Below are 26,222 nucleotides of genomic sequence, written 5' to 3'. Positions count from 1 at the left end.
AACAGTTTCGGAAGGGGAACTAGCGGTGGAACCACAGGTCCCCCGGCATATGAGCCAGGACGGGAAGGGCCCCGGCCGCAGGGCGGTTTTGCTGGCAGCAGTGCTGACGATGTCCTCCGCCGTGCCCGACCTGCAGCCGCACCCCAAGCACCAAGTGAGGGGATCGGATACGCCGGCGCCCGACGATGCAGCGGGTACCAGCTCGACCGTCCTGCACTCCGGCCCCGACGGCGACGCGCCCGCCCCCAACACGCCGGCAGCGCCCGTACCGTCACGCGCCCGGATTGTTGACACCTACGGGAAGCACCCGGCCCGGTACTGGGGCCTGGAGGCACCCGGAGTCCTGACGCGACTGCCGCCCCCATCACAGGGAATCGCCCTTACTTTTGACTTTTGCGGCGGCCCCGGCGGCAGCGGCTATGACCAGGCGCTGCTCGACACGCTGCGCCAACGCCACATCCCGGCCACGCTCTTCCTGAACTCCCGCTGGATCAATGCCAACCCCGCTGCCACGCGGCAGCTTGCGGCGGACCCCCTCTTCGAGGTGGCCAACCACGGGACTTCCCACAAGCCGCTGTCCACCACCGGCAATACGGCGTATGGCATCCCGGGCACCCGGAACGCCGGGGAAGTCTATGACGAGGTCATGCCGAACGATGACGCCCTGGCAGGCATTACGGGTAAGCGTCCCCGGTACTTCCGCCCAGGCACCGCCTACATGGACGACGTCGCCACGGACATCCTGGGTGCTTTGGGCGTCAAGCCGGTGGGCTTCAGCATCAATGGCGACGGCGGCGCAACTTATCCCGCCGCCGTCGTTGCCAGGGAGGTGGGCAAGGCCCGGGCGGGGGACGTGGTCATCTGCCACGGGAACCACCCCAACGGCGGAACAGCGGAAGGCCTGAAACAGGCAGTGGACAAACTGCTCGCGGCAGGCATGTCCTTCGCCCACCTGCCCTGACCCACTGCACCGAAGCGTCAGCCCTGGCTCCGCCGTGCCGGTCCGCTGGCGGCCCACGTGCCGATCCGATACGTTGACAGGGAACCTGCCAAGCCGCATCGGAAGGACCTGTCCTGACGCTGCCGAACGTGAGGAACTGCCCATGCCGGAACAACACGGCCTTCCCGCAATCGGCTGGGTTCCCGCCTGGGCGGACCTCCAGGAACGCGGCGCAGACCCCATCGGCGCGGGCTTCGTCGTCGAGGCCGGCATGGGGCAGGACCCCGCAGGCAAGGAATACGTGGCAGGCTGGCCGGGACCTGACGCTGAGAAACTTGCAGGGCAGGCCGCTGGCGAGCCCGGGGTGCGCCTTACCCTGCTTTGCGCTGACGCCGGCGCCGCAGAGGGCCTGGCACCGGGCGGCCTCGCTCCCGTGGCTGAGCAGGTCCTGCTCATGGCCCCGACAGCCGGGCTCGACGCGGCTGTGGAGCTCCCTGAAAACTCCCAGGTGGCCCTGGCACCGATGGAGACCTATGACGCCGTCGAAATCACCGTTTTCGACCACCCTGTCGCCAAGGGACGCATCCAGGTGCGGGATGCCTTCGCGGCGGTGGCCATCACGGAACTCCCGCAGGGGCCCGGGAAAGAGGCCTTCGAACGGGGCCTGTTCGCTGCGATGGCGGAGGAGGCATTCCTCCATGGCGCCGAGTACCTGCATATGGTGGTCAATCCGGACGCTGCCGCCTCCTACGAGGCATCCGGGTGGGCCGTTGCGGGCCGTCTGGTGAGTTTCGAAAGGAACTGACGACGGCGGCCCAGCCCACCGGGTTGGCGCCAGCCCACCGGGGCTGGCGCCCGGCAGCCAGCCCCATCCGCCGGGTGAAGGGCCCTAATCCGGCCTGCCCACCACCACCTGGGAGGGGCTGTGGGTGACGTAGCCGTTGGCCCAGGAAAACAGCGCCCTGACTTTCTGCTGGAATCCGGGGAGCAGGGCCAGGTGGACCGCCAACCATGACACGAATGCCAAGGGCCCCTGCAGCTGCAGGCGCCGGCGGCCCAGTTCCGCGACCGCCGCGCCGCGTCCCACCATGGCCATGTACCCCTTGTCCCAGTAGCGGAAGGGCTCGCGCACACCGCCGGTAAGGTCCGCGTAGATGTTGCGGGCCGCCCACTTACCCGATTGCTGGGCCACCGACCCGAGCTGCGGCAGCTTGTTCCCGGCTGCGTCGGTGATGTTGGCAGAGTCGCCCAGCACATAGACGCCCTCGACGTCAGGGACGCTCAGATCGGGCTGGACGTCCACGCGGCCGCCCCTGCCCTGCTTCAGGCCGGACTCGGTAATGATCCGCCCGGCCTGCAGCCCGCCGGCCCACACCACCACCCGGGCAGGAATCACCGTCCCGTCTTTGAGGGTCACCCCGTCCGGGCGGACGTCAGCCACGGGCTGGCCCATATGCAGCTGCACGCCGAGTTTGGTGAGGCGGTCCCGGGCGTACGCCTGCGATTTCTCCGAAAAGGCCGCAAGGACGTTTGGAACCATATCCACCAGATGGACATGGCAGCGATCCGCCAGCTCCGGCGAGAAGTACTTCGGCACGAGGTATTTGACGTTTTCGGCCAGTGCGCCGGCAGTCTCCACGCCGGTGGGACCACCGCCGACCACAATGACGTCGGCGCCTGCCCCGGGCTCGCGGTCGGCCTCGTCCAGGATGGCGGTAATGGCCGCGCTGAGCCGCGTTGCATCCGCCACCGAGTACAGCGGGTAGGCATGCTCATCCGCGCCAGGGGTGTTGAAAAAGTTCGGAACTGCCCCCGTGGCAATGACCAGGGCCTGGGCCCGGTAGGTGGAACCGTCCGCGGTGGTCACGGTCCGGTTCGCCGCGTCGATGGCGGTCACCTCCGCCGTCAGGACCCGGACGCTGTTGATTCCGCGGAACTCCGCGCGCAGCGGCCGCGTCACCGTGGACACGCCGATCTGGGACGCAGCCACCTGGTAGAGGAGTGGCTGGAACTGTTGATAACTGTTGGCGTCAAGCAGCAGAACGCGGACACCTTTGCGGCCCAACTCTTCAGCCGCAGCTTTCCCGGCAAATCCGCCGCCGACCACGATGACCTGATATGAATCGTCCATTCGTGCAACTTACCCCTCCCGGCGTTTGAGTAACAGGGTGCCTTTTCCCTACCCGCCGTGGGGGCGTGTGCCGGTCTCCCACGCCGGTGAATCTGCGGAAGGCAGCGTTCCCGGCCCCTAAGATGGCGGCATGGAAGACGAAGCCCTGGCGGACATTGCCAACCGGCTGTATGCAGGGGCGCTGGAGGACTTCATTGCGGCCCGCGCCGCCGCCGCCAAGGAGGCAGCGGGCCGGGACAAGGACCTTGCGGCAGCGGTGCGGGGACTGCCGAAACCGTCCGTCGCCGCGTGGGCGCTCAACATGCTTGCCAGGCAGCGGCCGGACGTGCCGGCCCGGCTGGGCGACCTTGGGGCACGGATGCGGGCCGCCCAGGACTCGCTGGACGCCGCTGCCCTGCGCGAACTCGGCCGGGAGCGGCGCACCATGCTCGCAGACGCCGTCGACACCGCCCGGGCTGTGGCCCGGGAGCAGGGCCGGCCCATCAGCGACGCGATGGCATCCGACGTCGAGGAAACCCTCCGGGCCCTGACGGCGGACACGGGTGCAGCCGACGCCGTTGCCAGCGGGCGGTTGCTGAAAGTCCTCTCCGCAGACGGCGTCAACGACGTGGACCTGGACGGTGCGGTGGCCCTCCCCGGCCTGCTCCCGGCCGCACCGCCGAACCGGGCCGCCGGTACTCCTCCGCCTGCACGGCGGTTGGCCAGTAAGAAGACGGCAGAAGCGAAGCCGCCGGGCGGGGAAACGCCGGCGGCGAACGTGGCGGCATCGAAGACGCGGACGACGCCGCCGCACGGCACCGGGCCAACTCCGGCCAAGCCCCGGCTTGAGGCAGTCCGGCAGACTCCCCGCCCGGCCTCGCCGCCCGCGCTGGAACGGGCCAGGGCCGCCCTCGCGGAGGCCCGGGAGGCCGAAGAAGCAGCATCCCAACTGGCCGGCGGCCTGCGGGAGCAGGAAGAGCAGGCGCGTGCGGACATCGCGGACCTGCAGCAGGAAACGGCTGAACTCAGGAGCCGGCTCAAGGCCGCCGAAGAACGCCTTGATCGCTCCCGCAAGCGGCTGGCCACCACCGCGGCCGAAGCGAAACAGGCCGCAAGGGCGGCAGACAAAGCCAGCCGGACCGCCATGCTGGCGCAGGAGCGCGTACTCCGCCTGGGCAGCAACTAAGGGAAGGCGCATACGGGAACGGCCCGGGAAAATCCTCTCGCCCCGGGCGCGGGCGGGACCTACTCTGGAGCTATGGACGCCGCAGCAACTCATGCCTTTGCGATTCCGCCGGTATCAGTCCACCGCCCCACCACGGCCAGGGAAGACAGCATCACCCTGGCAGCGGGCGCCTGGCTCCTCACCGGGACCTACGTTGACGGGTGGGCCCACAACAACCTGCGCGACCTCGAGACGTTCTTCACTCCGTGGCACGCGGTCCTCTACTCGGGCTTCGCTGCCTGTGCCGTGTGGATCGCCGCGCTGACCTGGCGCCGGCATGCACCGGGCACGCGGTGGACGGACGCCGTCCCCGCCGGCTACGGGGCCGCAGCAGCCGGCGTCGTACTCTTCCTCGCATCCGGGGCAGGAGACTTCGCCTGGCATTCGGTGTTCGGGATCGAGCAGAACATCAGCGCCCTGTTCAGCCCGTCCCACCTGGGCCTGGCCACCGGCGGCTTCCTCATCCTGGGCGCACCCTTCTCCGCCGCGTGGCACACCCCGGCCCGGCCGTGGCCACGGCTGCTCCCGGTCGTCGCCAGCGCCGTGCTCGCCGGCATGGTTGCCGCGTTCATCCTGCAGGAGTTCGCGGTCTTCGCCCGCCACGGACTCATCCAGACGTACACAACCGTTGCCGGGACGCAGCCCACGGTGACGGTTCCGACGTCCTCAAGCATCATGGTGTCCCTGGCGTCGTTCCTCGTCTCGACGGTCGCGCTCTTTGTTCCCGTCCTGTTGCTGTCGCTGCGTTGGCGCCTGCACCCTGCCGTTCCGGCGGCCATGGCGCTGGTGCCTTCCGTGGCCCTGCAGGTCATGGTGGCGCTGCGCGACGCCTGGCTGGTCCCGGTTGCCCTGGTCGGTTCCATCCTCGTGGGAGTGGTGTGGGCGGTGGTCCGTCCCACCCCTGGCCGTCCCGCACGGCTCATGGCTGCGGCAGGCCTCACTCCGGTGGTGTTCTGGGCCCCGTATTTCGCCGGCGTGGCACTCCACGACGGCGCCCTGAGTTTCTCTCCCGAGGTCTGGAGCGGGACCCTTGTCTGGACCGGACTCGGAATGCTCGCACTCGCCGCACTTACGCTGAAGGTGCGGACGGCCGCGGCCACCACCCAGGATGCAGCGGCGCGCTGACCGGGCGGCCACAACCCCTCCCGCGGCCCCTGCCCGGCGCCGGTCCACAACACGCGGAGCCGGTTCCAACGAATGTCAGACCCCGGTTGCAGACTGGATTCATGAGAAACCAAGCAACACAGGAATTTCACGTGACGTACTTCGACGCCGACTGCGGCCGGGCCCGGTCCGAGGTCTTTGACACGCTTGAAGAAGCCGAGCGCTTCGCCGGCCGGCACTGCCACGGCGAGGACAGCTGGGCCGTGGTTGACGTCGTGACCGTGGAGCACGTCCAGATCGCTGCCTGACCGGCGGGGTCCGCCGGGCCCGGTACAGCCCACATAAAAGGCCGCAGCCCGTGCTGCCTGGCGGTTGCCGGCAGCACGGGCTGGGGTTGGCTTGGCGGGCTTCCACCGGCCGCTGGGACCGGTGCCGCCGTCGCGGCCTAGGCGAAGTCGGAGACCGCGGGATCGGGTCCGATGCGGCCTTCGCCGCCTGCGGTCCGGTCCAGGTTGTTGATGGCTTCGACGTCTTCCGGATCGAGGGATACCTCGAGGGCTGCGAAGTTCTCCTTGATCCGTGACTCGGTCACAGACTTGGGGATGACCACGTTGCCGATCGCCAGGTGCCAGGCGATGACCACCTGGGCCGGGGTGGCCTGGTGCTTGGCAGCGATGGAGACGACCGCCGGGTCCTGCAGCAGTTCCCCGCCCTGGCCCAGCGGGGACCATGCCTGGGTCAGGATGCCCTTGGCGGCACCGAACTCACGCAGTTCGCGCTGGCTGAAGTAGGGGTGCAGCTCAATCTGGTGGATGGCCGGAACCACGCCCGTTTCGTCGATAAGCCGCTGCAGGCCCTCTGCAGTGAAGTTCGAGACACCGATGGACTTCACCCGTCCGCGCTTCTGGAGTTCAATCAGCGCCTTCCAGGTGTCAACGTACTTGTCCTGCTTGGGCTGCATCCAGTGGATCAGGTACAGGTCGAGGGTTTCCAGGCCGAGCCGGTCCATGGACTCCTCGAAAGCGGCGAGGGTGGACTCGTAGCCCTGGTCCGCGTTCCACAGCTTGGTGGTGATGAAGATTTCTTCCGGAGAGAGGCCGGAGCTTGCAATGGCACGGCCCACGCCTGCCTCGTTGCCGTAGATCTTTGCGGTGTCGATGTGCCGGAAGCCGGCCTCGAACGCCTGGCGCACGACCTTTTCAGCCACGTCGTCCTCAACCTGCCACACACCGTAGCCGAGCTGAGGGATCGTGTTTCCGTCGTTGAAAGTCAAGGTAGGTGAAAGAGTCATGCTTTCATCCTGCCAAAGCTGCCCGTCCCGGCGCCCCTGATTCGGGCCCTGTCAGCCACACGCTTAACTGGAAAGTAGGCTTCCAAATCGGGAATATTCCGGCGGCACCCGCGCAGCTATTCCGCGTGAAGCTGCCTCTCGGCGTCCTCCACCTGCTGGAAGACAGACTCGGCGCGGCGGTGGACGGATGCTGCACCCACCGGTACCGGCCCCACGGCGAGCCGCAGCATAGCCGCCGCTTCTGCCGTCGTTGCCAGCGAGTTCCCTGCCTTGGACAAGGATCTATGGACGTCCGCCAGGGCCGCCGGTATGTCCAGCCCGTCGCTTGGGGCACGCCGCTGCGCCTCCATGCAGACAGTCCGGACGCGCGGAAGCAGGGCAGCGAGCTGGTTGGCGATGTCCACCAGCTCGCCGTACAGCTGGTCATCCTCCACGCCCTCGAGGACCTGGTGGAAGCGGTCCAGTCCCCGGTGGAAGCGGTCGTGCGCGCGGCGCCACAACCCCTTGCCCAGTTCCGCGTCATCCTTGCGCCCCTGCCTGGCGGCGCTGAGAAAGCCCAAGCGGGGCCTACAGGTACTGGCCCGGGCCGTGGTCCGGGTCCTCACGCTGGCCGGGCCGTGCAGCCTGCCCCGGCCGGGCGCCGGCCGGGGCCCGCTGTGGCTCGCCGTTTTCCCCAATCACGACGCCGGGGGCAATCATGGTGCCGGGCGGCAGCTGGCGCAGCTGCAGCTGGGCTGCGGCGTGTTCCCGGGCGGCGTGCTGGGCAGCGATGGCGGTCTGGATACCGTGGAACAAGCCTTCGAGCCATCCCACCAGCTGGGCCTGGGCGATCCGGAGCTCGGCGTCGGAGGGCGTGGCGTCGTCGGAGAAGGGCAGGTTGATCCGGTCCAGTTCCGCTACCAGCTCGGGTGCGAGGCCGTCCTCAAGCTCCTTGATGGAGCGCTTGTGGATGGCGGCGAGCCGGCCCCTCGCGGCGTCATCCAGCGGTGCGGACTTCACCTCTTCGAGGAGCTGCCGGATCATGGTGCCGATCCGCATCACTTTGGCGGGCTCATCCACCAGGTCCTGCAGGCTGCTGCCCCGCGGCCTGCCGTCCCCGTCAGACGGGGCCTGGACAGGTGCCTCGTTGTCATCAACGGGGGTGCCTTCTACAGGGAGGTCCTCAGCTGCCTGAGTGTCATTGGGATCGCTCATGCGTTCATACTCTCACGGCCCATCGGCACAGGGCCCACCGGTGAAGCCCTGTGGCAGGCTTGTCCGCTGCGGGCTCAATCAGCAGCACCGGCCCTGGGGATTGCTGTCCTGGCGGTCGGTGCGGTCCCGCCAGAACTCCCGCTCGGTCAGGGGTGCTTCTGGATGCCCGGCCGCCCGGTGATGTTCCAGGTACTTGGCGTACGCGTCCGCGCCCATGACGCCGCCCAGGTAGCGGGCAAACCCGCGGAACCCGTTGGCAACCATGGCCATGCCCGTGCTCATCAGTGCCCAGCCCGTTCAAGGCGGGCCTCTGCGGGCACCTTCGCCCACTCCGCAGCAAGCTCACGCTCGGCGGTTGTGGGCACCAGCCCGGCGGGGGCAAAGACGCGCGACGGAACAGCCGGGTCCTCGTTGTCGGTGGTGGCCACCCCTGCCGACCGGTCCCGGAATGCCCTGGCCGTGGCGAGCAGCGCCGTCGCAATCACGATGATGCTCAGCACCACGAAGATCACGGACAGCCAGCCCTGGATGGCCGTGTTGCGGACCACGGCTTCCATCGCAGCGACCGATTTCGCGGTGCCGAACTCCTTCTTGCCGTCGGCCAGCGCCTTGCTGAAGGCGGCGTTGTTGGCGAAGTACCCCACAGCCGGGGTGGAGGAGAAGATCTTCTGGTAGCTCGCCGTGATGGTGACCACCGCGGCGAACGCCAGCGGCAGGGCCACGATCCACAGGTACTTGAAGGTGCCGCGCTTGGCGACGATGGCCAGGACCACGGCCAGCGCGATGGCGGCGAGCAGCTGGTTGGCGATGCCGAACAGCGGGAACAGGGTGTTGATGCCGCCCAGCGGATCGGTGACGCCCATCAGCAGCACCGCGCCCCAGGCTGCCACCATGATGGCGGTGCAGAGCCAGGCACCGGGCCGCCAGGAGGCTTCCTTGAACTTGGGGACGAAGTTGCCGATGGAGTCCTGCAGCATGAAGCGGGCAACGCGCGTGCCGGCGTCCACAGCGGTGAGGATGAAGAGCGCCTCGAACATGATGGCGAAGTGGTACCAGAAGCCCATGAGGGCGGTGCCGCCGACGAACTGGTGCATGATGTGCGCCAGGCCCACGGCCAGCGTGGGGGCGCCGCCGGTCCGGGACACGATGCTTTGCTCGCCCACGTTCCGGGCCGTTTCGGAGAGCAGGTCCGGGCTGATGTTCACCCCGGCCAGGCCCAGGCTGTTGACCCAGGTGGCTGCCGTTTCCACGGTTCCGCCGGTGAGGGCTGCGGGGGCGTTCATGGCGAAGTAGAGTCCGCGGTCGATAGAGATGGCTGCCACCAGGGCCATGATGGCCACGAAGGATTCCATCAGCATGCCGCCGTAGCCGATGTAGCGGGTCTGCCGTTCCTTCTCCACCAGTTTGGGGGTGGTGCCGGACGAGATGAGGGCGTGGAAGCCGGACAGGGCGCCGCAGGCGATGGTGACGAACAGGAAGGGGAACAGGGCCCCGGAGAACACGGGTCCGTTTTCCCGGCTGGCGAATTCGCTGAATGCGGGAACGGTGACCTCGGGACGGACCACGATGATGGCCAGCGCGAGCATCACGATCACGCCGATCTTCATGAAGGTGGAGAGGTAGTCGCGCGGGGCCAGGAGCAGCCACACCGGCAGGATGGCGGCGATGAAGCCGTAGATGATGAGGCCCCAGGCGATGGTCACCTTGTCCAGGTGGAACACGGCTGCGCCCCATTCGGTCTGCGCCACCAGACCGCCGCCGATGATGGCGGCCATCAGCAGGACGAAGCCGATGATGGAGACTTCCATGACCTTGCCGGGCCGCAGGTAGCGGAGGTAGACGCCCATGAAGAGCGCGATGGGGATGGTCATGCCCACGGAGAACACGCCCCACGGGCTTTCACCCAGGGCGTTGACGACGACGAGGGCCAGGATGGCCACGATGATCACCATGATGAGCAAGGTGGCAACGAGGGCTGCCGTGCCGCCGATGACGCCGAGTTCCTCGCGGGCCATCTGGCCCAGGGAGCGGCCGCCGCGGCGCATGGAGAAGAACATCACCAGGTAGTCCTGGACGGCGCCGGCGAGGACCACGCCGACGATGATCCAGATGGTGCCGGGAAGGTAGCCCATCTGGGCGGCGATGACCGGGCCCACCAGCGGGCCGGCCCCTGCGATGGCGGCGAAGTGGTGGCCGAAGAGCACGTTGCGGTCCGTGCGGACATAGTCCTTGCCGTCGGCCTTGTACTCGGCCGGGGTGGCGCGCCGGTCGTCAGGCTTGGTGATGTAGCGTTCGATCACCTTGGAGTAGAAGCGGTACCCGATCAGGTAGGTGCACACGGAGGCAAAGACGAACCAGATGGCGTTGACGGTCTCGCCGCGGACGATGGCCAGCATGAACCAGGCGACGCCGCCCAGCAGGGCGATCGCGGCCCAGAGTGCGATCTTTGCCGGAGTCCATTTCCGGTCCTCGGCGTCGAGCCGGGCGCCGTCCACGGCAGGCGGGGGAAGATCCGGGTCAGTAGCCAGCCCGCCCTCCGCCCGGGATCCGTTCTTCCGTTGGTCAGGCACTCCGGCCATGTCTCCTCCTTGAGAGATTTCCCACTTTTCCTACTGGGCACCCTACCAACGCCGGTCCGCGCTTTAGCGGCCGACGGCGGCGCGGCGCCGGGCCGTGCGGTGAGCGGCAGCGACGCGGCGACGAATGAGGGGACGGAGGCTCTGCCCTTACGCCAGGCTGCGCCGGGACAAGGGCAGGCCGGACGGGGTAAAGGTCCAGGCAAGCACCGCGCCCGTCACCGGTACCGCCATGACGAGGGCCAGCAAGTGCAGCCAGGGAATGTCCACTGCCGTCCGCATGTCCGTCGACAGGACAAGCAGGAGCGCAGGTACCACCCCTGCCAGCACTCCCAGCAGGGCGCCCACGCCACTGGTGAAAAGGGCCTGCGATCCTGCCAGGGCCTTACGCAGCCGCGGTGAGGCTCCCACCCCGGCAAGGGTGGCATGGTCCGTACGGGCATCGGCCAGGGATAGGCCGGTGGTGATGCCCGCTGCGCTGAACGTGATGAGGGCCGCCGCGGCCACAATGGACCAGGTCATCCACTGGCTGCCCTGGGAAATGCCCGGTTCGGCCCGGAAGGCCATGCCGGGTTGCCGGTAGACGGCCGCGACGGCAGCGGAGGCTGCATCCGCCTCGGCCTCCGACGGATACGCCGCCAGTTGAACCAGCAGCCCGGCAGGCTCTGCGTGGAGCTCCAGGCGTGCTGCGGTTTCCGGCGAGACAACGCCGAAGTATGGGACCGGGACCACCGGCTCAAGAACCGCTGCGGCCAGGGAAGTGCTCCTCACCACTGAGGGCACCGTGCCCGGCCCTGACGGCGCCGGCCCTTGGGTCCGCACATCCTGCGCCTGCAGCAGGACAGATCCGTCACGGACGAAGACGGGGTTGGTCACCACCATCCCGCCGGCCTCCAGCACCGCCAGGGACTCCGCAGAGGGGTCGCGGCCCAGCACTGCCCGGATGTCGTCCGCGCCGCCCACCAGGATGGCCCTGCCGGAGGGCTGTTCATTGACCATGGACCCGCGGCACCGCCAGTCCCCCGGGTCCACTACCCGTCCCACGGGTGTCGTCGGGCACGTATTGGCCTGCGGCCTGGCAAGCGAAAACAACAGGCAATTCGAGGTGTCCGTCAGCGCCGGCAGGCCAGGATCGGCGGGGCCCTCCGGGCAGTTCCGCAGGCTTGCGGGGGCGGTGATGAGCCGGGTCGATTGAACCGTCCCCAGGGCACCATCCACCGCTGCGGAGAGCACGCCGGCGTCAATGTGCACGGGCGGCCGCATGCTGCCATCGGCAGCGAGTGGCTGGTCCACCGTAAGCGGCAGGTACGCCTGGTTTTCCAGGGCGCCCCAGTAATGCGAGTCCCGCAGCCCGGCCTGCTGGCTGGCTGACAGCACCAGGGCAGCGCTGGCCAGGGTGGCGGCGGCGAGTACGGCGGCCACGGCGGGGACGCTCCGGCCGCGGTTCCTTGCCGAATCCCGCGCCGCCATCCGGAGGGAGAGGGACAGCCAGCGCGTCCGGGACGTCAGCCGGGCGATCAGCCATCCGGTCAGCATTACCAGGCCCGCAACTGCGGCCACCGCTCCGGCGATCAGCATGGTGGCCACCACGGGCAGTTGCTCCGCCCGCTGGTCGGGATCGTTCGTGGAATTGCTGAGAAGCCAGCCGCCCATCAGCAGCCCTGAGGCAAGTGCCAGCGCGACGATGCCGGCCACCGTGGTGCGGCGCCCCGTGGGCGCTGGCGCCCGCCCGGATTTGAGCGCACCCAGGACGGCCTGCCTTGACACCTGGCGCGCCGGGACCAATGCGGCCAGCAGGCAGGCGCCCAATCCCATGGCCATGGCCACGGCTGTCAGGAGGAGGTCCGGGTGCAGGCCGGCCAGCCGGGCGGAGCCGGTGGAACGGACCACGTGGACGACGACGGCCGCAGCCCCCAGCCCCACTGCGGCGCCGGCGGCCACGGCCAGGCTGCCAAGCCACAGTCCACCGGCAGTGACGACGGCTCCGACGGTGGCAGTGTCCGCTCCGGAGGAGGCCAGCAGTGCCAGCTCACGTACCTGGCGCTTGGCACCGACGGCGAAAGCGGCACCGGCCAGCAGGCCTACCTCGAGCAGTGCGAGCGCACCGACCAGGCCGAAAGTGGCATAGACGGTCACCAGGACAGGGGTGTTGTCGTGCAGCTGGGAACCGGGAACCGTGCGCTGGCCGGCGGGCGGCGGGTCCAGCACCACACTGCGGGAGAGCACGCCCACGCCTTCGCTGTTGGCCTCCCTGATCAGTTGCCAGGTGACCGGCTCGGGGCCCACCAGGTAATAGGACACGGACTGGCGGGTCGAAGGGCCCGGTGCCAGGTCCGCGGGCGCCTGGCCGGCCTTAAGGTACAGGATGCTGTTGCTGTCCGCGGCGGACGCGTCACGGATGGTACCCACCGGGACGAAGGTTCCTGCCGACGTCGTAAATTCCTGGCCGAAGGCGAGGTGGAACCGCGTCATCAGCCCGGGCGAGGCGAGCACTTCCGTCCCGTCGCGCGGTGCGCGGCCGGCCAGCAGGCTGTACTTGCCGTCAAAGGCCGGATTGAGCGCGTCCACCTCGCGGCCCGGCAAGGAAACCAGGGCCGCGCCCACGCCGGTGGTCAGCGTGAGCGTCCGCTGCGGAAGGACCTCGTAGCCCGCAGGAATGGCGTCGGCAGGGTTTGTCCGCTGGAAGTCCGGGTCGTAGCGGCCGGAGCTGGAAGCGACGACACCGTCGTTGAGTGGGTCCTGCAGGGAGTCAGCGCTGGGTACCGGCAGGACGCTGAACCTCGCCTGAGTGTTGCCCAGTTCGTACCGGACAATCTCCCCGGGCGTGCGCTGGGAGCTCTGGTAGAGGGTGGCGGCGCCGGTCATGCCCGCCACCGGCAGCATGATCAGAAGGACGATCAGGAGCGAGCGCCCCTTATGGCGGGCGATGTCGCGGCGGGCCAGCCGCAAGGCAACGCGGCGGCCGCTCCGGCGGCCCTGCGGCGCGGGAGCGAGGTCAAGCGGCATCAGAGTCCGGCCTGCGTCAGGAGCATCGTGGGGTCGTGCATGGCCGCCGCCTGGTCAATGATGCGTCCGTCGCGCAGGAAGACCACCCGGTCCGCCCAGGCGGCGTGCCTGGCCTCGTGGGTGACGAGCATGACGGCGGCTCCGGCATCGGCCCGGGCCCGCAGCACCTCCATGACCCCGTGGCCCGTTGTCGAATCCAGCGCACCGGTGGGTTCGTCGGCCAGGATCAGGCGCCGCTGGCCCACGATGGCCCGGGCGATCGCCACGCGCTGCTGCTGGCCGCCGGACATCTGGTCCATGAACCGGTCCGCCAGCTCCGGGATGCCCACCTGCCGCAGCGCATCCGCGGCCTGCCGGTGCGCCTTCCTCGCGGATGTTCCATCCAGCTCCAGCGGCAGCGCCACGTTTTCGCCGGCAGTCAACGTGGGGACCAGGTTGAAGTCCTGGAAGACGTAGCCGACGGCGCGGCGGCGCAGGCGGGCCAGTTCGTTCAGGCCCAGCCCGGCCAGGGGCGTGGATTCGACAAAGACAGCGCCCGACGTCGGCCGGTCCAGTCCGCCGGCAACGGCGAGCAGGGAGGACTTGCCTGAGCCCGACGGACCCATCACTGCGACGAACTCCCCCGCGCAGATGGTGAGGTCGACGCCGCGGAGGGCTGCCACCGCCGTCGCGCCTTCCCCAAAGGTCCGGCCAACCTGGGCAAGTTCCAGGACCTGCTGCGGCCCCAGCACGCTCACCGGCGGCTGTCCGCGTTGAGCGGGGCGTCTTCCGTGACCCCGTTGGACGTTTTCCGGGCGGACCCCGCGGCCGCGGCCTGCGCCTGCTGGACCATCCTGGCCTCACAGAGGTCCAGCCAGCGGACTTCCGCTTCGGTCTGGAAGATCAGCGAGTCCAGGACCAGGAGCCAGGCGGTATCCGTGGCCCGCTGGTTCGCCGCGGTGTCACGCCGGGCTTTGGTGTAGTCCTGCAGGGCCCTGATGGACGCCACGCGCTGGGCCTGGATGATGGCCTGGACATCAACCCCGGGCAGGGTGACGGCGAGCGCCAGCTTGATGGCGAGCTCGTTGCGGGGCGGATTGTTCCGTTCCACGGGGGCAGCGAACCAGCTCTGCACCTCCGCTTTGCCGGCGGCGGTGATGCTGTACACCACGTGGCCCTCGCCGTCGTCGCCTTCCTTGGCCACCAGGGAATCGCGTTCCAGCCGGTCCAGGGTGGTGTACACCTGCCCGATATTCAGGGGCCAGGTGGCTCCGGTGCGGTTCTCGAACTCGACCCGCAGCTGGTAGCCATAGCGTGGCTGGTCCTGCAGCAGGGCGAGGAGGCTGTGGCGAATCGACATGGTGCTCCCCCGGGCTTAGTCATTGCCGGTATGCACAGGCCCCCAAGACCCGTGCATACCGCGTATAGGCAGCCTAAACCGGAAGCATTCGGAACGCAATACCGGGTATGCATCCGGGGTCTTACATCACCAGGAGGACCTTGCCCACGTGGTCGCCGCTGTCGAAGTACCGGTGCGCCGCGCCCACCTGGTCCAGGGGGAAGGTCTTGGCAACCAGGGGACGGATCCTGCCGTCTGCCACCAGCGGCCACACAGCGTCGCGCACGGCGGTCATGATGGCACCTTTTTCCGCCACCGGCCTGGGCCGCAGGGCAGTGGCCACCACGGCCGCCCGCTTCTTCAGCAGCAGCCCCAGGTCCAGTTCACCCTTGGTTCCACCCTGCAGGCCGATCACCACCAGGCGCCCGTAGTCGGCCAGGGCGTCCACGTTCTGCGGCAGGTACTTGGCCCCCACCACGTCCAGGATGACATCAGCCCCCTTGCCTTCGTTCTGCCGCCGAAGGCTCTCCGGGAAGTCTTCCTCTTTGTAATTGATGGCGATATCCGCCCCGAGGAAGGCTTTGGCGGTGCTGACTTTCTCGTCACTTCCGGCCGTGGTGGCCACCCTGGCACCGAAGGCCTTGGCGAGCTGGATGGCCATGGTGCCGATCCCGCCGGTGGCACCGTGGATGAGGACCGTCTCGCCCGGCTGCAGCTGCGCCGTCATGATGAGGTTTGAGTACACCGTCGCAGCCACCTCGGGCAGCGACGCGGCGGTGACCAGGTCAACCCCTTCGGGGACGCGCAGCACCTGCTCGGCCGGGACCGCCACCTGCTGGGCGTAGCCGCCGCCTGCCAGCAGGGCCACTACCTTGTCCCCCAGCGAGAACGGCTTGCTGACACCGGGTCCGAAGCCGGCGATCCGTCCTGACACTTCCAGCCCGGGGACCTCGGAGGCACCCGGCGGCGGCGGGTAGAAGCCCCTGCGCTGCTGGACATCGGCCCGGTTCAGGCCGGCTGCCACCACGTGCATCAGCACTTCGCCCTGGCCGGGCACAGGGGCGTCCACGTCCCGCACTTCCAGCACTTCCGGGCCGCCCGGTTCCGATATGTAGACGGCTTTCATGGACCTCTCCCGTTCCTGACTAAAATCCTGGCTGCATCCAGTGTGCACCGGGCGCTTCCCCGGGCCTGTTTTGTTGCAGGCAAGCGCCTATGAAACACTACTAGCTGAGGAAGGTTGTCCGAGCGGCCGAAGGAGCTGGTCTTGAAAACCAGTGTGCGGTAACCCCGTACCAAGAGTTCGAATCTCTTACCTTCCGCAAGGGAACCCCTGGCAGCCGGCACCGGCCGCCAGGGGTTTTTTGCTTTAAGCAGCCCCGGCCTGCCCTGTTGCGCGGACGTAAATTCTTTGGACTAATCCCCTGCCGAACCCGGGACCCAAAGCTACCCGCGGGTATTGTTTGTGACTGCCGGCACATTTGCGTGTCTGCCGGCAGCATCACTCCCGCCAACAGCACCTCCGGTCCGGGCTAGGGAAGCCCCGGACCGCAGGGCGGGCCGCTCCGCTGGGGAACGTCCCGCCGAATGCACGCTCTAGCCACCCTGCGTTCATTCAGCGCTGTTGTCATGTGCCGGACACCACTTGACCAGGAGCAGGGTCCGGGCCCACGTCCGATCGGTACAACCACGGACGCACTCCACCGGGCCACCCACCCGGGACACCTCAATGAAAGTAAGAGCGGATGCATCAAAAAACATGGAAGTTATCGCTGGGCACAGCGTTGTCCGCGGGGCTCATCGCCGCCCCGCTGGCAGCTGTCCCGGCAGCCGCGGAGGTCTCAGCCGCGGCCGGCACCTCCCCCGTTGTCATCAACGAGGCCTACCTCAGCGGCGGCAGCAGCGGCGCCGCCTACAAGAACAAATTCGTGGAGCTGTATAACACTTCGGACGCCCCGGTCTCCCTCGAGGGCTGGTCCGTGCAGTACCGCTCCGGGACCGGCGCTGCGGCGCCCAGCGGGGTGGCTGCCCTGTCCGGGTCCATCCCGGCCAAGGGCTACTACCTGGTGCAGGGCGGAAGCAATGGCACCAACGGCGCCGACCTGCCCAAGCCTGACCTGGTGGCGGGCGCCATGAACTTCGCCGGGGCCTCGGGAACCATCGTGCTCGCCAAGCAGCCCACCGCCGTCGCGCTTCCCACCGGTTCCGTGGTGGAAACAGCCGGCGTGGCAGACCTCCTGGGCTACGGCGCCTCCAACACCTTTGAGACCCAGGCTGCTGCGGCACCTGCCGGAAACACGGATGTGAAGAGCCTCAACAGGGCCGCCGGGGCGGACAGCAACAATAACGCCGCTGACTTCACGCTCCTTGGCGCCATCACGCCAACACCTTCGGGCGGCACAGCTCCGGCTCCGGACCCCGCGCCCTCGCCGGATCCCGTTTCCAGGACCATCGCGGAGATCCAGGGCACCGGGACGGAAAGCCCGCTGGCCGGAGCCACCGTCACCACCAAGGGCCAAGTCACCGCAGCCTTTCCCACGGGCGGCCTCAACGGCTACTACCTGCAGACCCCCGGCACGGGCGGTGACCTGACGGCCACCAACCACGCCGCATCCGACGGCATCTTCGTCTACTCTCCCGCCACCGTGGCTTCGGTGCAGGCCGGTGACTACGTCCAGGTGACGGGCACGGTGGCCGAGTACTACGGCATGACCCAGCTCAACGTCACGGCAGCGGCAGGCCTCACCAAGCTCACCGACGCTGCCCCCGAGGTCAAGCCCACCATCTTCACCCTTCCCGCCGCGGAAACCTTCCGCGAATCCCTGGAAGGCATGCTGCTGGCACCCCAGGGGCCCATGACGGTGAGCGACAACTACAGCCTGAACCAGTACGGCGAGATTGGCCTGGCGGGCGGGACCACTCCCCTGGTCCAGCCCACAGCTGTGGCACCGTTCGGCTCCGCCGAGTACACCGCCGTGGTGGCTGACAACGCTGCCCGCGGCATCAAGCTCGACGACGGGTCCAGCACCAACTTCCTGAAGGACGCCGCCACCAAGGCCGAGGTCCTGCCGTACCTGACCACCGCGGACCCCGTCCGCGTGGGTTCGCCAGTGGACTTCACCACCAACGTGGTGCTGGGTTACGCCAACAATTCCTGGAAGCTCCAGCCGCTGACCCACCTGACCGAGGCCAACAAGGCTACGGTCCAGCCGGCCGGCTTCGGAGCCACCCGGACGGATGCCCCGGCAGCCGTTGGCGGCAACGTCAAGATCGCCTCGTTCAACGTCCTGAACTACTTCCCCACCACCGGTGACATGCTCTCCGGCTGCACGTTCTACGAGGACCGCGCCGGCAACCCCATCACCGTCCGTGGCGGCTGTGACGCCCGCGGTGCAGCCAACGCGGAGAACTTCAAGCGCCAGCAGGACAAGATCGTCTCTGCCATCGCCAAGTCCGGCGCCGATGTGGTGACCCTGATGGAGGTGGAGAACTCCGCGCAGTTCGGCAAGGACCGCGATGATGCCCTGGCCAAACTCGTGGAGGCGCTCAACATCCCCACCCCGGGCATCTGGGACTACGTCCGCTCACCCGCCAATGCGCCCCCGCTGGCCGACGAGGACATGATCCGCACCGCGTTCATTTTCAAGAAGGCCGCCGCGGAACCGGTGGGCGAATCCATCATCCACAACGACACCGTTGCCTTCGCCAGCGCCCGCAAACCGCTGGCCCAGGTGTTCAAGCCCGTCAGCGGGGCCGCGGGCAGTGAGTTCATCGCCATTGCCAACCACTTCAAGTCCAAGGGCTCGGCCGCCACCCCGGACGACACGGACAAGGGCCAGGGCGCCTCCAACCTCGCCCGCACGGCCCAGGCCAAGTCCCTGCTGGACTTTGCCACCTCCCTCCAGCAGGACAAGGGCACCGACAAGGTGTTCCTGATCGGTGACTTCAACTCCTATGGCAAGGAAGACCCCATCAACGTCCTCACGGGCGCGGGGTATGTCAACCAGGATGACAAGGCGCGCAACCCCGACGGCTCAGCCAAGCACTCCTACCTTTTCGGCGGCCTGGTGGGCTCACTCGACCACATCCTCGCTTCCCCCGCCGCCAACGGTGTGGTCACGGGCGCGGACATCTGGAACATCAACTCGGTGGAATCCGTGGCGCTGGAGTACAGCCGCTACAACAGCAACGTCACCGACTACTACACGCCGGACCAGTTCCGCGCCAGCGACCACGATCCTGTGGTGGTGGGCCTGGATCTGGCATCCACACCTGCCACTGTTGACCTGAACCTCCTGAACATCAACGATTTCCACGGAAGGATCGACGCCAATACGGTCCAGTTCGCGGGCACCATCGAGAAGTTGCGCGCCGCCGCTCCGGGGACCACGGCGTTCCTGTCCGCGGGCGACAACATCGGTGCCTCCCTGTTCGCCTCGGCCGTCGCCAAGGACCAGCCCACCATTGACGTGCTGAACGCATTGGAACTGAAGGCATCTGCTGTGGGCAACCACGAGTTCGACGGCGGCTGGGCGGACCTGCGCGACCGCGTCATCGCCGGAGGCACGAATGCGAAGTTCCCCTACCTGGGCGCCAACGTCTATAAGAAGGGCACCACCGAGCCGGCACTTCCGGAGTACACGGTGCTGGACCTGAACGGCGTCAAGGTGGCCGTCATCGGCACCGTCACCCAGGAGGTCCCGTCCCTGGTGACGCCGGCCGGCATCGCCGACCTCGACTTCGGGGACCCTGTGGACGCCATCAACCGGGTGGCCGCGAAGATCACCGCGGACAAGATTGCCGACGTCATCATCGTGGAAGATCACGACGGCGCCGGCTCGGGTGTGGTGGAAGGCGCCACGCTGGAGCAGGAAGTGGCAGCCGGCGGGCCGTTCGCCAGGCTGGTCACCGAAACGTCCGCCGACGTTGATGCCATCTTCACCGGCCACACCCACAAGGAATACGCCTGGGACGCACCCGTTCCCGGCGTGGCGGGCAAGACCCGGCCCATCGTTCAGACCGGCAACTACGGCGAGAACGTGGGCCAGATCCAGCTGACCGTGGACACCGCCAGCAAGCAGGTGACCGCCTACAAGGCCGGGAACGTCAAGCGCACCACGGACGCCGCCGCCGGCCTGGTGGCTGCCTACCCGCGCGTGGCCGCCGTCGATGCCATCGTCAAGAAGGCCCTGGCGGACGCCGCTGTGGTGGGCAACCAGCCCGTGGGTTCGGTCACCAAGGACATCACCACGGCTTTCACCACCGATGCCACCGGCGCCGCCAAGCGCGATGACCGCGGCAGCGAATCCACCCTGGGCAACCTGGTGGCCGACTCCCTGCTCGATTCGCTGAAGCCCGCCGGCCTCGGCGGCGCGGAAATCGGCGTCGTGAATCCCGGCGGCCTGCGCAACGAGCTGTACTACGCGCCGGACGGCACCATCACCTACGCCGAGGCCAACGCGGTCCTGCCGTTCGTGAACAACCTGTGGACCACGTCGCTGACCGGTGCGCAGTTCAAGACCCTGCTGGAGCAGCAGTGGCAGACCAACCCGGACGGTACGGTCCCCAGCCGCGCCTACCTGCAGCTGGGCCTGTCCAAGAACGTGAACTACACCTACGACGCCGTCCGGGCCGCGGGTGACCGGATCACCGCGGTGCGGGTGAACGGTGAACTGCTGGACCCGGCCAGGTCTTACCGGGTGGGCACGTTCAGCTTCCTGGCCACCGGAGGCGACAACTTCCGGATCTTCACCGAGGGCACCAATACCCGGGATTCCGGGCTGGTGGACCGGGACGCCTGGATCGGCTACCTCCAGAAGAGCAGCCCTGTGGCTCCGGACTTCGCGCGGCGTTCGGTGGCGGTCACCAACACCACCGCCGACGGGGTCAAGCCCGGTGGGCCCGTCACCCTGGCGGTCTCGAAGCTTGACCTGACCTCCCTGGGCAGCCCGGTGAACACGGCCCTGGAGGCTTCGTTCACCGACGCTGCCGGCACGGTGACCCCGCTCGGGACGGTTCCGGTGTCTTCCGGCGCGGCGGCTGTGAACCTGGCGGTCCCGGCCGGGGCGGCGGAGGGCGCGGCAACCCTGGTGCTCACCGCCGTCGAGTCCGGCACCGTGGTGAAGGTGGCCGTGCTGGTGGGAGCGGATACGCCGGCGCAGCCGGTCTGTGTTCCGCCGATCAAGCCCACCCGTCCCGCTGACGTCAGGGGGCAGGCGAACTACGGCCAGGCCATGGCTGCCTATCGCGCCTGCCTGCGGGGCTAAAACCCTGGGTGCGCCATCACTTGTGGTCCCTGTTCCGCCGGTTCAGCGGCCATAAGTGATGGCGCATCGCCGTTTAAGGCCCTGTGAGTTAAGCCCTGTGAGTTAAGCCCGGCGAAGGATGGCGACGGCGATCTCGTCCGCATCGCGGAGCGTGCGCTGGCCACTGCGGTACGCGGGGCCGCCGGGCTGGACGGCCTCGGCGGCGATGGCGGTGCCCCACTGCGCTGACGACAACTGCAGCCCCAGCACAAACAGGCCCTCGGTCACTGACCCGTTGGCCGCAACCGGGCGGTACGGGTGGGCCTCCACGTCCAGGCCGGTGGACTCGATGGGGGCACCTTCGGCGGTCATCATGAGTTTGGGCCGCACCAGCCCATCGGCCAGCAGCTGCTCCAGTACCGGTGAATCGTTGGCCGAGACCCGGTTTCCGGGGGCCAGTGCTTCCACCATGGTCCGGGCCGTGGCGGGCGGCGCGGAAACCCACGGCGAAGCAGCGGTGAACATGGCCGCCTTCCGGTCCACCCGGAATTTCGGGTCCGGCCCAACAAAGCTGACCACCCCGGCCCTGGCCAGGGCGGCGAGCTGTTCGGAGCGCAGCGCCGGCGGTCCGCTGGCCAGGCCCTCCACGAACGATTCGAACCAGCCACGCAGGCCGGCGACCCATGACTCGTCGGTGATGCCGCCGTCGGCCACTGCCGTCTTCAGGACGGCGCGCCCGTGGTGCAGCGCGGCGATGGCCATTTTGACCGGATCGTCCTCGCCCAGGGCCGACCGGCGGGCATCGTCGAGCAGGAACTCCACCACGGCGGCGTCGTGGCCCCTGCGGGAATCGAACGAACGGCCTGCCAGTGGAGCCGCGAGCCCGGGCAGGTCCAGGCGGTGCCGGGGACCCACGTGGACGGCCAGGACGCTCTCAACGCCGTCCTCCCAGTTCGCGGCGCTGTGCGCGTGCGGCTGCAGGGCTTCCTCCAGCGCTGCGAGGAACGCGGGCGCGTCGGGCACTGCGCCGGGCTGCGAGCGCACCAGCGTCGAGTAGTAGGCCCACAGCGCGTCGCGGTGCAGCAGCGGCCACAGGTCATGGTCGAACGAAGGGCGGATCCCGGCCTTCGCCAGCCGCTCGATGGCGGCCTCGGTGAGGTAGCGGAGCGTGATGGAGGAGGCGTAGTAGCCGTCCAGTGCCGCCTTGGCACGGTACGGGGTCCCGCGCCGGGACGCTGCGATGATCAGGGGTTCCTGGCCGGACGGTTCGTACTCCAGGCCTGCGCCGTTGGACACGAACTTGCCGCCGCGGCCTTCGGTGAGCTGGCCCATGGTGTCGAAGAAGTTCAGGCCCATGCCGCGGACCAGGACCGGCTCGCCGGCGGGGATCAGGGACCAGTCCACGTCCGCCGGGACGGCGGGGGGAAAGTACTGCAGGCCCAGGTGCCCGGCGGCGGCCTGGAGCTCCCGCTGTTCAGGATTCAGCCGGGAGGGGATGTGCCCCAGGGCCAGCACCACGGAATGGGCGCGGATGTCCTCCCCGGTGGCCAGGCCGACGTCGAACATTCCGTCCCCCGCGGGACGCACCGACACAGCGGTCGTTTCGTGGAATTCGATGGTGACGCCGTCGGGGGCCGTGCCCAGCAATTCCTCCACTGTGCAGCGCAGGTAGCGTCCGTAGAGGGCGCGGCTGGGAAAATCATTTGATCCCAGTACCGCCAGCTCCGCCCGGTCCCCCGCGGTGAGGGCCGGCAACGGGTCCCGCTGCTGCCGGGCCCGCCACTGGTCGAACGTGGTGCCGGCAACAGGAGCGGGAAGGGCAGGGTCCTCGGGAACCAGGGTGGGGTAGAAGGACTGCGTGTTCATGAGGAACAGCCGGGACTGGCCCGGTTGCCACACATGTCCAGGGCCTGCCGGGCAGGGGTCCACGACGTCGATGTGCAGGGCCGTTTTTGGGTTGCCGGCGACGGCGGTGTGGGCGAGCAGCCGCTCCAGCACGCTGGTGCCGCGGGGACCGCCGCCGATGATGACGGCCCGGTTGCTCTGCGATATTTCCACGCCATCCAGCGTACGGGCTGGAAGCGGAGCGTGCGCCGGACGCTTGACTTGCCAGCCATGGGGGATGTTGTTTGGATGGGGCGCATGACCACCACAGCAGCTGATCAAGCGTCCGTACCCGGCTCCGGCCGGGACATCTCCGGCAGCAACTCCAGGGAAACCGCGCCGGAACCCGTCGACGAGAACGTGTGGCTGGAGGACATCTACGGCGAGGAACAGCTGGCCTGGGTCAAGGAGCAAAACTCCCGCACCGAGGACCTGCTGGAGGACGGCGGCTACGCGGAACTGGAAACCGGCATCCTGGAAGTACTGGACTCCACGGACCGGATCGCCATGGTGGGCAAGCGCGGCGACTGGTACTACAACTTCTGGAAGGACGGGCAGAACCCCAAGGGCCTGTGGCGGCGGACCACTTGGGAAAGCTACTGCACCGACTCCCCGGAATGGGACGTGCTGCTGGACGTGGACGAACTGTCCCGCGCCGAAGGCGAGGAGTGGGTGTTCCACGGCGCCACGTTCCTGCGCCCCGCAGCCGGGGAGCCCTACCGCCTGGCGCTGCTTGCCCTCTCCCCCGACGGCGGCGACGCCAACCGCTACCGCGAGTTCGACGTCGAGGCGCGCGGCTTCGTGGACCCCGCCCGCGGCGGGTTTGACCTCCCGACAGCGAAGGGCAACGTGTCCTGGCTGGATGCCGATACGCTGCTGGTTGCTTCCACCGCGGACGGGCTGCCCAAGACAGCGTCCTCCTACGCGCGGACGGCGGTGACGCTCAAGCGCGGAGAGTCCCTGGCAGCGGCTCCGCGCCTCTTCGAGGTAGCGGAAGACCACATGATGGCCGTGGCGGCCCATGACTCCACGCCCGGCTTTGAGCGGACGTTCGCCGTGGACTACATCGACTTCTTCAACCGCTCCAACTTTGTGCTGCGGGACGGATCCTGGGTACAGATCGACGTTCCCACCGACGTCAACGTCAGCGCCCACCGGGAATGGCTGCTCTTCCGTCCGCAGCAGGACTGGATTGTGGACGGCACCACGTATCCTTCCGGGGCCCTGCTCGCCGCCAACTTCGAGGACTACCTCGCCGGCAGCCGCAATCTCACGGTCCTGTTCACCCCCGACGCGCACACGTCCCTGCAGTCCTGGAGCTGGACCCGGAACTTCCTCCTGCTCAACCTGCTCAAGGACGTCTCCTCCGAGATCCGGGTCCTGGACCCGTCCCGGCCATCCGGCGGCGCGGACGGCGGCTGGGCGGCCACGCTCCTGGACGCCTGCCCGCCGCTGCACGATGTGAACGCCTACGCCGTGGATGACGAGGACGAGGGGCCGGCGCACGGCGGCGCGGGCGATGACTTCTGGCTCATCGCCACGGGTTTCACCACCCCCACCACCCTGATGCGCGGCACCCTGGAACGCGGAAGCGCCGGGACGTCCGGCGTGGTGAGCCGGCATGCGGTGGTCAAGACCTCGCCGTCGTTCTTTGCCGATGCTGACTACCAGGTGGAGCAGCACTTCGCCGTGTCCGACGACGGCACCCGGGTCCCATATTTCCAGGTTGCTCCGCGGGACCTGGCTTTGGACGGGCAGAACCCCACCCAGCTGTCCGGCTACGGCGGATTCGAGGTGTCCCGGACGCCCGCCTACAGCGGCACCGTGGGCAGGGCATGGCTGGAGCGGCGGACCACGCTCTCGGACGGCAGCGACGGGAAGGCCCCCCACTCGCGCGGCGGGGTGTATGTGGTGGCGAACATCCGCGGAGGCGGCGAATACGGGCCGGCCTGGCACCGTGCCGCGCTGAAGGAAAACCGGCACCGCGCCTACGAGGACTTCGCAGCCGTGGCACGGGACCTCATCTCCCGCGGGGTCACCTCGCCGCGGCGGCTGGGCTGCGTGGGCGGATCCAACGGCGGACTCCTGGTGGGGAACATGCTCACCCGGTATCCGGAACTGTTCCGGGCCGTCTCCTGCGGCGTTCCCCTGCTGGACATGCGCCGCTACACCAAGCTCTCCGCCGGGCACTCCTGGATTGCCGAGTACGGGGACCCGGACGTTCCCGAGCAGTGGGAGTACATCAGGACCTTCTCGCCCTACCACCTGCTCAAGGACGCGGTGGAGTACCCGGAGACGTTCATCTGGACCGCGACCTCGGACGACCGGGTAGGCCCCGTGCAGGCACGGAAGATGGCCGCCCGGATGCTTGCCATGGGCATCCCGAACGTGTGGTTCCACGAGGCCCTGGAGGGTGGCCACGCCGGCGCCTCCGACAACCGGCAGGCCGCTGCCCTGCAGGCGCGCAGCCAGCACTTCCTGTGGAAAGCGCTGGCAGGCTGACCGCCATGGCACCCGGGCTGGCGGTACGGCGGGCCGTTGCCGCGGACGTGGAGCGGCTGGCCCAGGTGCACGTCCGCTGCTGGCAGGAGACCTACCGGGGCATGCTGTCCGATGCCTTCCTCGCCGCCGTGGACCCGGAAGACCGGCTGCGGCTCTGGCAGCACCTTCTGGACCGGGCCGAACCCGCCGAAGCGTGGGTGGCGTGCGACGGCGGGACGGTGGTGGGGTTCGCCGGTTCCCGCCGGCTGCCTGCCCCCGGCTCCCCGGAAGGGCATCCGCCGCCTGCCTCCGGAGATCTGGAGTTGTGGGGGCTGTACCTGCTGGCCTCGCATCAGGGTCTTGGCTTGGGCGCCCTTTTGCTGGACGCGGCCATCGGCTCCAGGGCGGCGAGCCTCTGGGTGGCAGCCGCCAACAGCCGGGCCATCGGTTTCTACCGCCGCTTCGGCTTTGCACCGGACGGCGCAGCGGACGTCCTGCCGGAGTGGGAGGACCTCCCGGAGATCCGGATGGTCCGCCCGGCGCAGGGCTGAGCGCGGAGCAGCCGAACCCCGTTTACCGGGGGCGGCGCCGGTGGCGGGCACCGTTTTGCACTGCATGGCCGGATCTGCGTATCCTTGGTGGGCTAGTAATAGCAACTGGAGACGTGCCAGAGCGGCCGAATGGACTTCACTGCTAATGAAGGGTCGGGGTTAAACTCGACCGGGGGTTCAAATCCCCCCGTCTCCGCGTTTGGCCCCGGTCCCTTGGACCGGGGCCTTTTGCGTTTCCAGGAGTAGCTGCACGACGGCCTCTGCAGCCTGGGCCCCGTCAGTCCCGGGCTGCTTCGC

19 protein-coding genes and 2 tRNA genes are annotated in these 26,222 nt (G+C 68.5%); 10 read left to right on the top strand and 11 right to left on the bottom strand.

The genetic code is table 11. From position 1 onward, the window contains the following. Positions 1-49 precede the first annotated feature (49 nt). Together AB0280_RS19880 and AB0280_RS19875 are read left to right on the top strand one after the other, a co-directional pair. Positions 50-961 (top strand): polysaccharide deacetylase family protein, encoded by a 912-nt coding sequence (locus AB0280_RS19880; RefSeq protein WP_275180875.1) that lies wholly within the window; start codon positions 50-52, stop codon positions 959-961. A 142-nt stretch (positions 962-1,103) separates the two neighbouring features. Beyond that, complete coding sequence (locus tag AB0280_RS19875; RefSeq protein ID WP_224024960.1) at positions 1,104-1,745, top strand: hypothetical protein; 642 nt, start codon at positions 1,104-1,106, stop codon at positions 1,743-1,745. An 84-nt stretch (positions 1,746-1,829) separates the two neighbouring features. Here the strand turns inward: AB0280_RS19875 and AB0280_RS19870 are convergent, their stop codons facing one another. Next, positions 1,830-3,071, bottom strand: a complete 1,242-nt coding sequence (locus tag AB0280_RS19870; RefSeq protein ID WP_159632924.1) for an NAD(P)/FAD-dependent oxidoreductase — start codon at positions 3,069-3,071, stop codon at positions 1,830-1,832. A gap of 130 nt (positions 3,072-3,201) precedes the next feature. On the opposite strand from AB0280_RS19870, the gene AB0280_RS19865 reads away from it, so the two are divergent. From AB0280_RS19865 to AB0280_RS19855, 3 genes are all read left to right on the top strand, one after another. Next, positions 3,202-4,236 carry a hypothetical protein gene (locus tag AB0280_RS19865; protein ID WP_307488031.1) on the top strand — a complete coding sequence of 345 codons (1,035 nt, stop codon included), beginning with the start codon at positions 3,202-3,204 and terminating at the stop codon, positions 4,234-4,236. A 72-nt stretch (positions 4,237-4,308) separates the two neighbouring features. After that, a complete protein-coding gene (locus AB0280_RS19860; RefSeq protein ID WP_307488030.1) occupies positions 4,309-5,400 on the top strand; it encodes a hypothetical protein in 1,092 nt (363 codons plus the stop codon). Positions 5,401-5,501: 101 nt separating this feature from the next. Beyond that, positions 5,502-5,687: a hypothetical protein gene (locus AB0280_RS19855; RefSeq protein WP_307488028.1), complete on the top strand. Its 186-nt coding sequence runs from the start codon at positions 5,502-5,504 to the stop codon at positions 5,685-5,687. Between the two features lie 137 nt (positions 5,688-5,824). Here AB0280_RS19855 and AB0280_RS19850 read toward each other — a convergent pair whose 3' ends face one another. From AB0280_RS19850 to AB0280_RS19810, 9 genes are all read right to left on the bottom strand, one after another. Beyond that, complete coding sequence (locus AB0280_RS19850; protein WP_307488026.1) at positions 5,825-6,670, bottom strand: aldo/keto reductase; 846 nt, start codon at positions 6,668-6,670, stop codon at positions 5,825-5,827. Positions 6,671-6,786: 116 nt separating this feature from the next. Further along, complete coding sequence (locus AB0280_RS19845) at positions 6,787-7,230, bottom strand: hypothetical protein (RefSeq protein WP_307488024.1); 444 nt, start codon at positions 7,228-7,230, stop codon at positions 6,787-6,789. A 7-nt stretch (positions 7,231-7,237) separates the two neighbouring features. Beyond that, entirely contained in the window at positions 7,238-7,864 is a 627-nt protein-coding gene (locus tag AB0280_RS19840; RefSeq protein WP_159632930.1) for a bacterial proteasome activator family protein, read from the bottom strand. Between the two features lie 78 nt (positions 7,865-7,942). Next, on the bottom strand, positions 7,943-8,146 hold the full coding sequence (locus AB0280_RS19835) for a YbdD/YjiX family protein (RefSeq protein WP_307488022.1): 204 nt from the start codon (positions 8,144-8,146) through the stop codon (positions 7,943-7,945). Continuing rightward, complete coding sequence (locus AB0280_RS19830; RefSeq protein ID WP_307488021.1) at positions 8,146-10,443, bottom strand: carbon starvation CstA family protein; 2,298 nt, start codon at positions 10,441-10,443, stop codon at positions 8,146-8,148. The genes AB0280_RS19835 and AB0280_RS19830 overlap by 1 nt, the downstream gene beginning before the upstream one ends. 147 nt (positions 10,444-10,590) lie before the next feature. After that, a complete protein-coding gene (locus AB0280_RS19825; RefSeq protein ID WP_366368499.1) occupies positions 10,591-13,446 on the bottom strand; it encodes a hypothetical protein in 2,856 nt (951 codons plus the stop codon). Beyond that, positions 13,446-14,183: an ABC transporter ATP-binding protein gene (locus AB0280_RS19820; protein WP_307488018.1), complete on the bottom strand. Its 738-nt coding sequence runs from the start codon at positions 14,181-14,183 to the stop codon at positions 13,446-13,448. Before AB0280_RS19820 ends, AB0280_RS19825 begins: the two co-directional genes overlap by 1 nt. Next, the gene (locus AB0280_RS19815) at positions 14,180-14,785 is read right to left on the bottom strand and encodes a PadR family transcriptional regulator (RefSeq protein ID WP_224024946.1); all 606 of its coding nucleotides are present in this window, start codon (positions 14,783-14,785) and stop codon (positions 14,180-14,182) included. The genes AB0280_RS19820 and AB0280_RS19815 overlap by 4 nt, the downstream gene beginning before the upstream one ends. A 121-nt stretch (positions 14,786-14,906) precedes the next feature. Next, complete coding sequence (locus AB0280_RS19810) at positions 14,907-15,890, bottom strand: NAD(P)H-quinone oxidoreductase (protein WP_366368496.1); 984 nt, start codon at positions 15,888-15,890, stop codon at positions 14,907-14,909. Positions 15,891-15,998: 108 nt separating this feature from the next. Between AB0280_RS19810 and AB0280_RS19805 the strand changes: the two genes are divergently transcribed. Both AB0280_RS19805 and AB0280_RS19800 read left to right on the top strand, forming a co-directional pair. Beyond that, positions 15,999-16,086, top strand: a tRNA-Ser gene (locus tag AB0280_RS19805). 423 nt (positions 16,087-16,509) lie between these two features. After that, positions 16,510-21,030: an ExeM/NucH family extracellular endonuclease gene (locus AB0280_RS19800; protein ID WP_307488013.1), complete on the top strand. Its 4,521-nt coding sequence runs from the start codon at positions 16,510-16,512 to the stop codon at positions 21,028-21,030. 102 nt (positions 21,031-21,132) lie between these two features. Here the strand turns inward: AB0280_RS19800 and AB0280_RS19795 are convergent, their stop codons facing one another. Next, complete coding sequence (locus tag AB0280_RS19795) at positions 21,133-23,067, bottom strand: FAD/NAD(P)-binding protein (RefSeq protein WP_307488011.1); 1,935 nt, start codon at positions 23,065-23,067, stop codon at positions 21,133-21,135. 84 nt (positions 23,068-23,151) lie between these two features. On the opposite strand from AB0280_RS19795, the gene AB0280_RS19790 reads away from it, so the two are divergent. From AB0280_RS19790 to AB0280_RS19780, 3 genes are all read left to right on the top strand, one after another. Next, on the top strand, positions 23,152-25,395 hold the full coding sequence (locus AB0280_RS19790; RefSeq protein WP_307488008.1) for a prolyl oligopeptidase family serine peptidase: 2,244 nt from the start codon (positions 23,152-23,154) through the stop codon (positions 25,393-25,395). Between the two features lie 5 nt (positions 25,396-25,400). Beyond that, positions 25,401-25,925 (top strand): GNAT family N-acetyltransferase, encoded by a 525-nt coding sequence (locus tag AB0280_RS19785; protein WP_307488006.1) that lies wholly within the window; start codon positions 25,401-25,403, stop codon positions 25,923-25,925. 107 nt (positions 25,926-26,032) lie between these two features. Beyond that, positions 26,033-26,121 (top strand) — tRNA-Ser (locus AB0280_RS19780). Positions 26,122-26,222: the final 101 nt, after the last annotated feature.

It is taken from the genome of Pseudarthrobacter sp. 902506025, from assembly GCF_040702325.1.
GTDB lineage: Bacteria > Actinomycetota > Actinomycetes > Actinomycetales > Micrococcaceae > Arthrobacter.
Note: the sequence above shows the minus strand (reverse complement) of the source record. Positions and strands in the feature narration are given on the sequence as shown.

Coding starts and splice junctions, on each gene's coding strand:
- AB0280_RS19865 (WP_307488031.1), top strand. CDS start 3,202: ATGGAAGACGAAGCCCTGGCGGACATTGCCAACCGGCTGTATGCAGGG.
- AB0280_RS19870 (WP_159632924.1), bottom strand. CDS start 3,071: ATGGACGATTCATATCAGGTCATCGTGGTCGGCGGCGGATTTGCCGGG.
- AB0280_RS19830 (WP_307488021.1), bottom strand. CDS start 10,443: ATGGCCGGAGTGCCTGACCAACGGAAGAACGGATCCCGGGCGGAGGGC.
- AB0280_RS19800 (WP_307488013.1), top strand. CDS start 16,510: ATGCATCAAAAAACATGGAAGTTATCGCTGGGCACAGCGTTGTCCGCG.
- AB0280_RS19785 (WP_307488006.1), top strand. CDS start 25,401: ATGGCACCCGGGCTGGCGGTACGGCGGGCCGTTGCCGCGGACGTGGAG.
- AB0280_RS19855 (WP_307488028.1), top strand. CDS start 5,502: ATGAGAAACCAAGCAACACAGGAATTTCACGTGACGTACTTCGACGCC.
- AB0280_RS19815 (WP_224024946.1), bottom strand. CDS start 14,785: ATGTCGATTCGCCACAGCCTCCTCGCCCTGCTGCAGGACCAGCCACGC.
- AB0280_RS19860 (WP_307488030.1), top strand. CDS start 4,309: ATGGACGCCGCAGCAACTCATGCCTTTGCGATTCCGCCGGTATCAGTC.
- AB0280_RS19810 (WP_366368496.1), bottom strand. CDS start 15,890: ATGAAAGCCGTCTACATATCGGAACCGGGCGGCCCGGAAGTGCTGGAA.
- AB0280_RS19880 (WP_275180875.1), top strand. CDS start 50: ATGAGCCAGGACGGGAAGGGCCCCGGCCGCAGGGCGGTTTTGCTGGCA.
- AB0280_RS19835 (WP_307488022.1), bottom strand. CDS start 8,146: ATGAGCACGGGCATGGCCATGGTTGCCAACGGGTTCCGCGGGTTTGCC.
- AB0280_RS19825 (WP_366368499.1), bottom strand. CDS start 13,446: ATGCCGCTTGACCTCGCTCCCGCGCCGCAGGGCCGCCGGAGCGGCCGC.
- AB0280_RS19790 (WP_307488008.1), top strand. CDS start 23,152: ATGACCACCACAGCAGCTGATCAAGCGTCCGTACCCGGCTCCGGCCGG.
- AB0280_RS19875 (WP_224024960.1), top strand. CDS start 1,104: ATGCCGGAACAACACGGCCTTCCCGCAATCGGCTGGGTTCCCGCCTGG.
- AB0280_RS19850 (WP_307488026.1), bottom strand. CDS start 6,670: ATGACTCTTTCACCTACCTTGACTTTCAACGACGGAAACACGATCCCT.
- AB0280_RS19840 (WP_159632930.1), bottom strand. CDS start 7,864: ATGAGCGATCCCAATGACACTCAGGCAGCTGAGGACCTCCCTGTAGAA.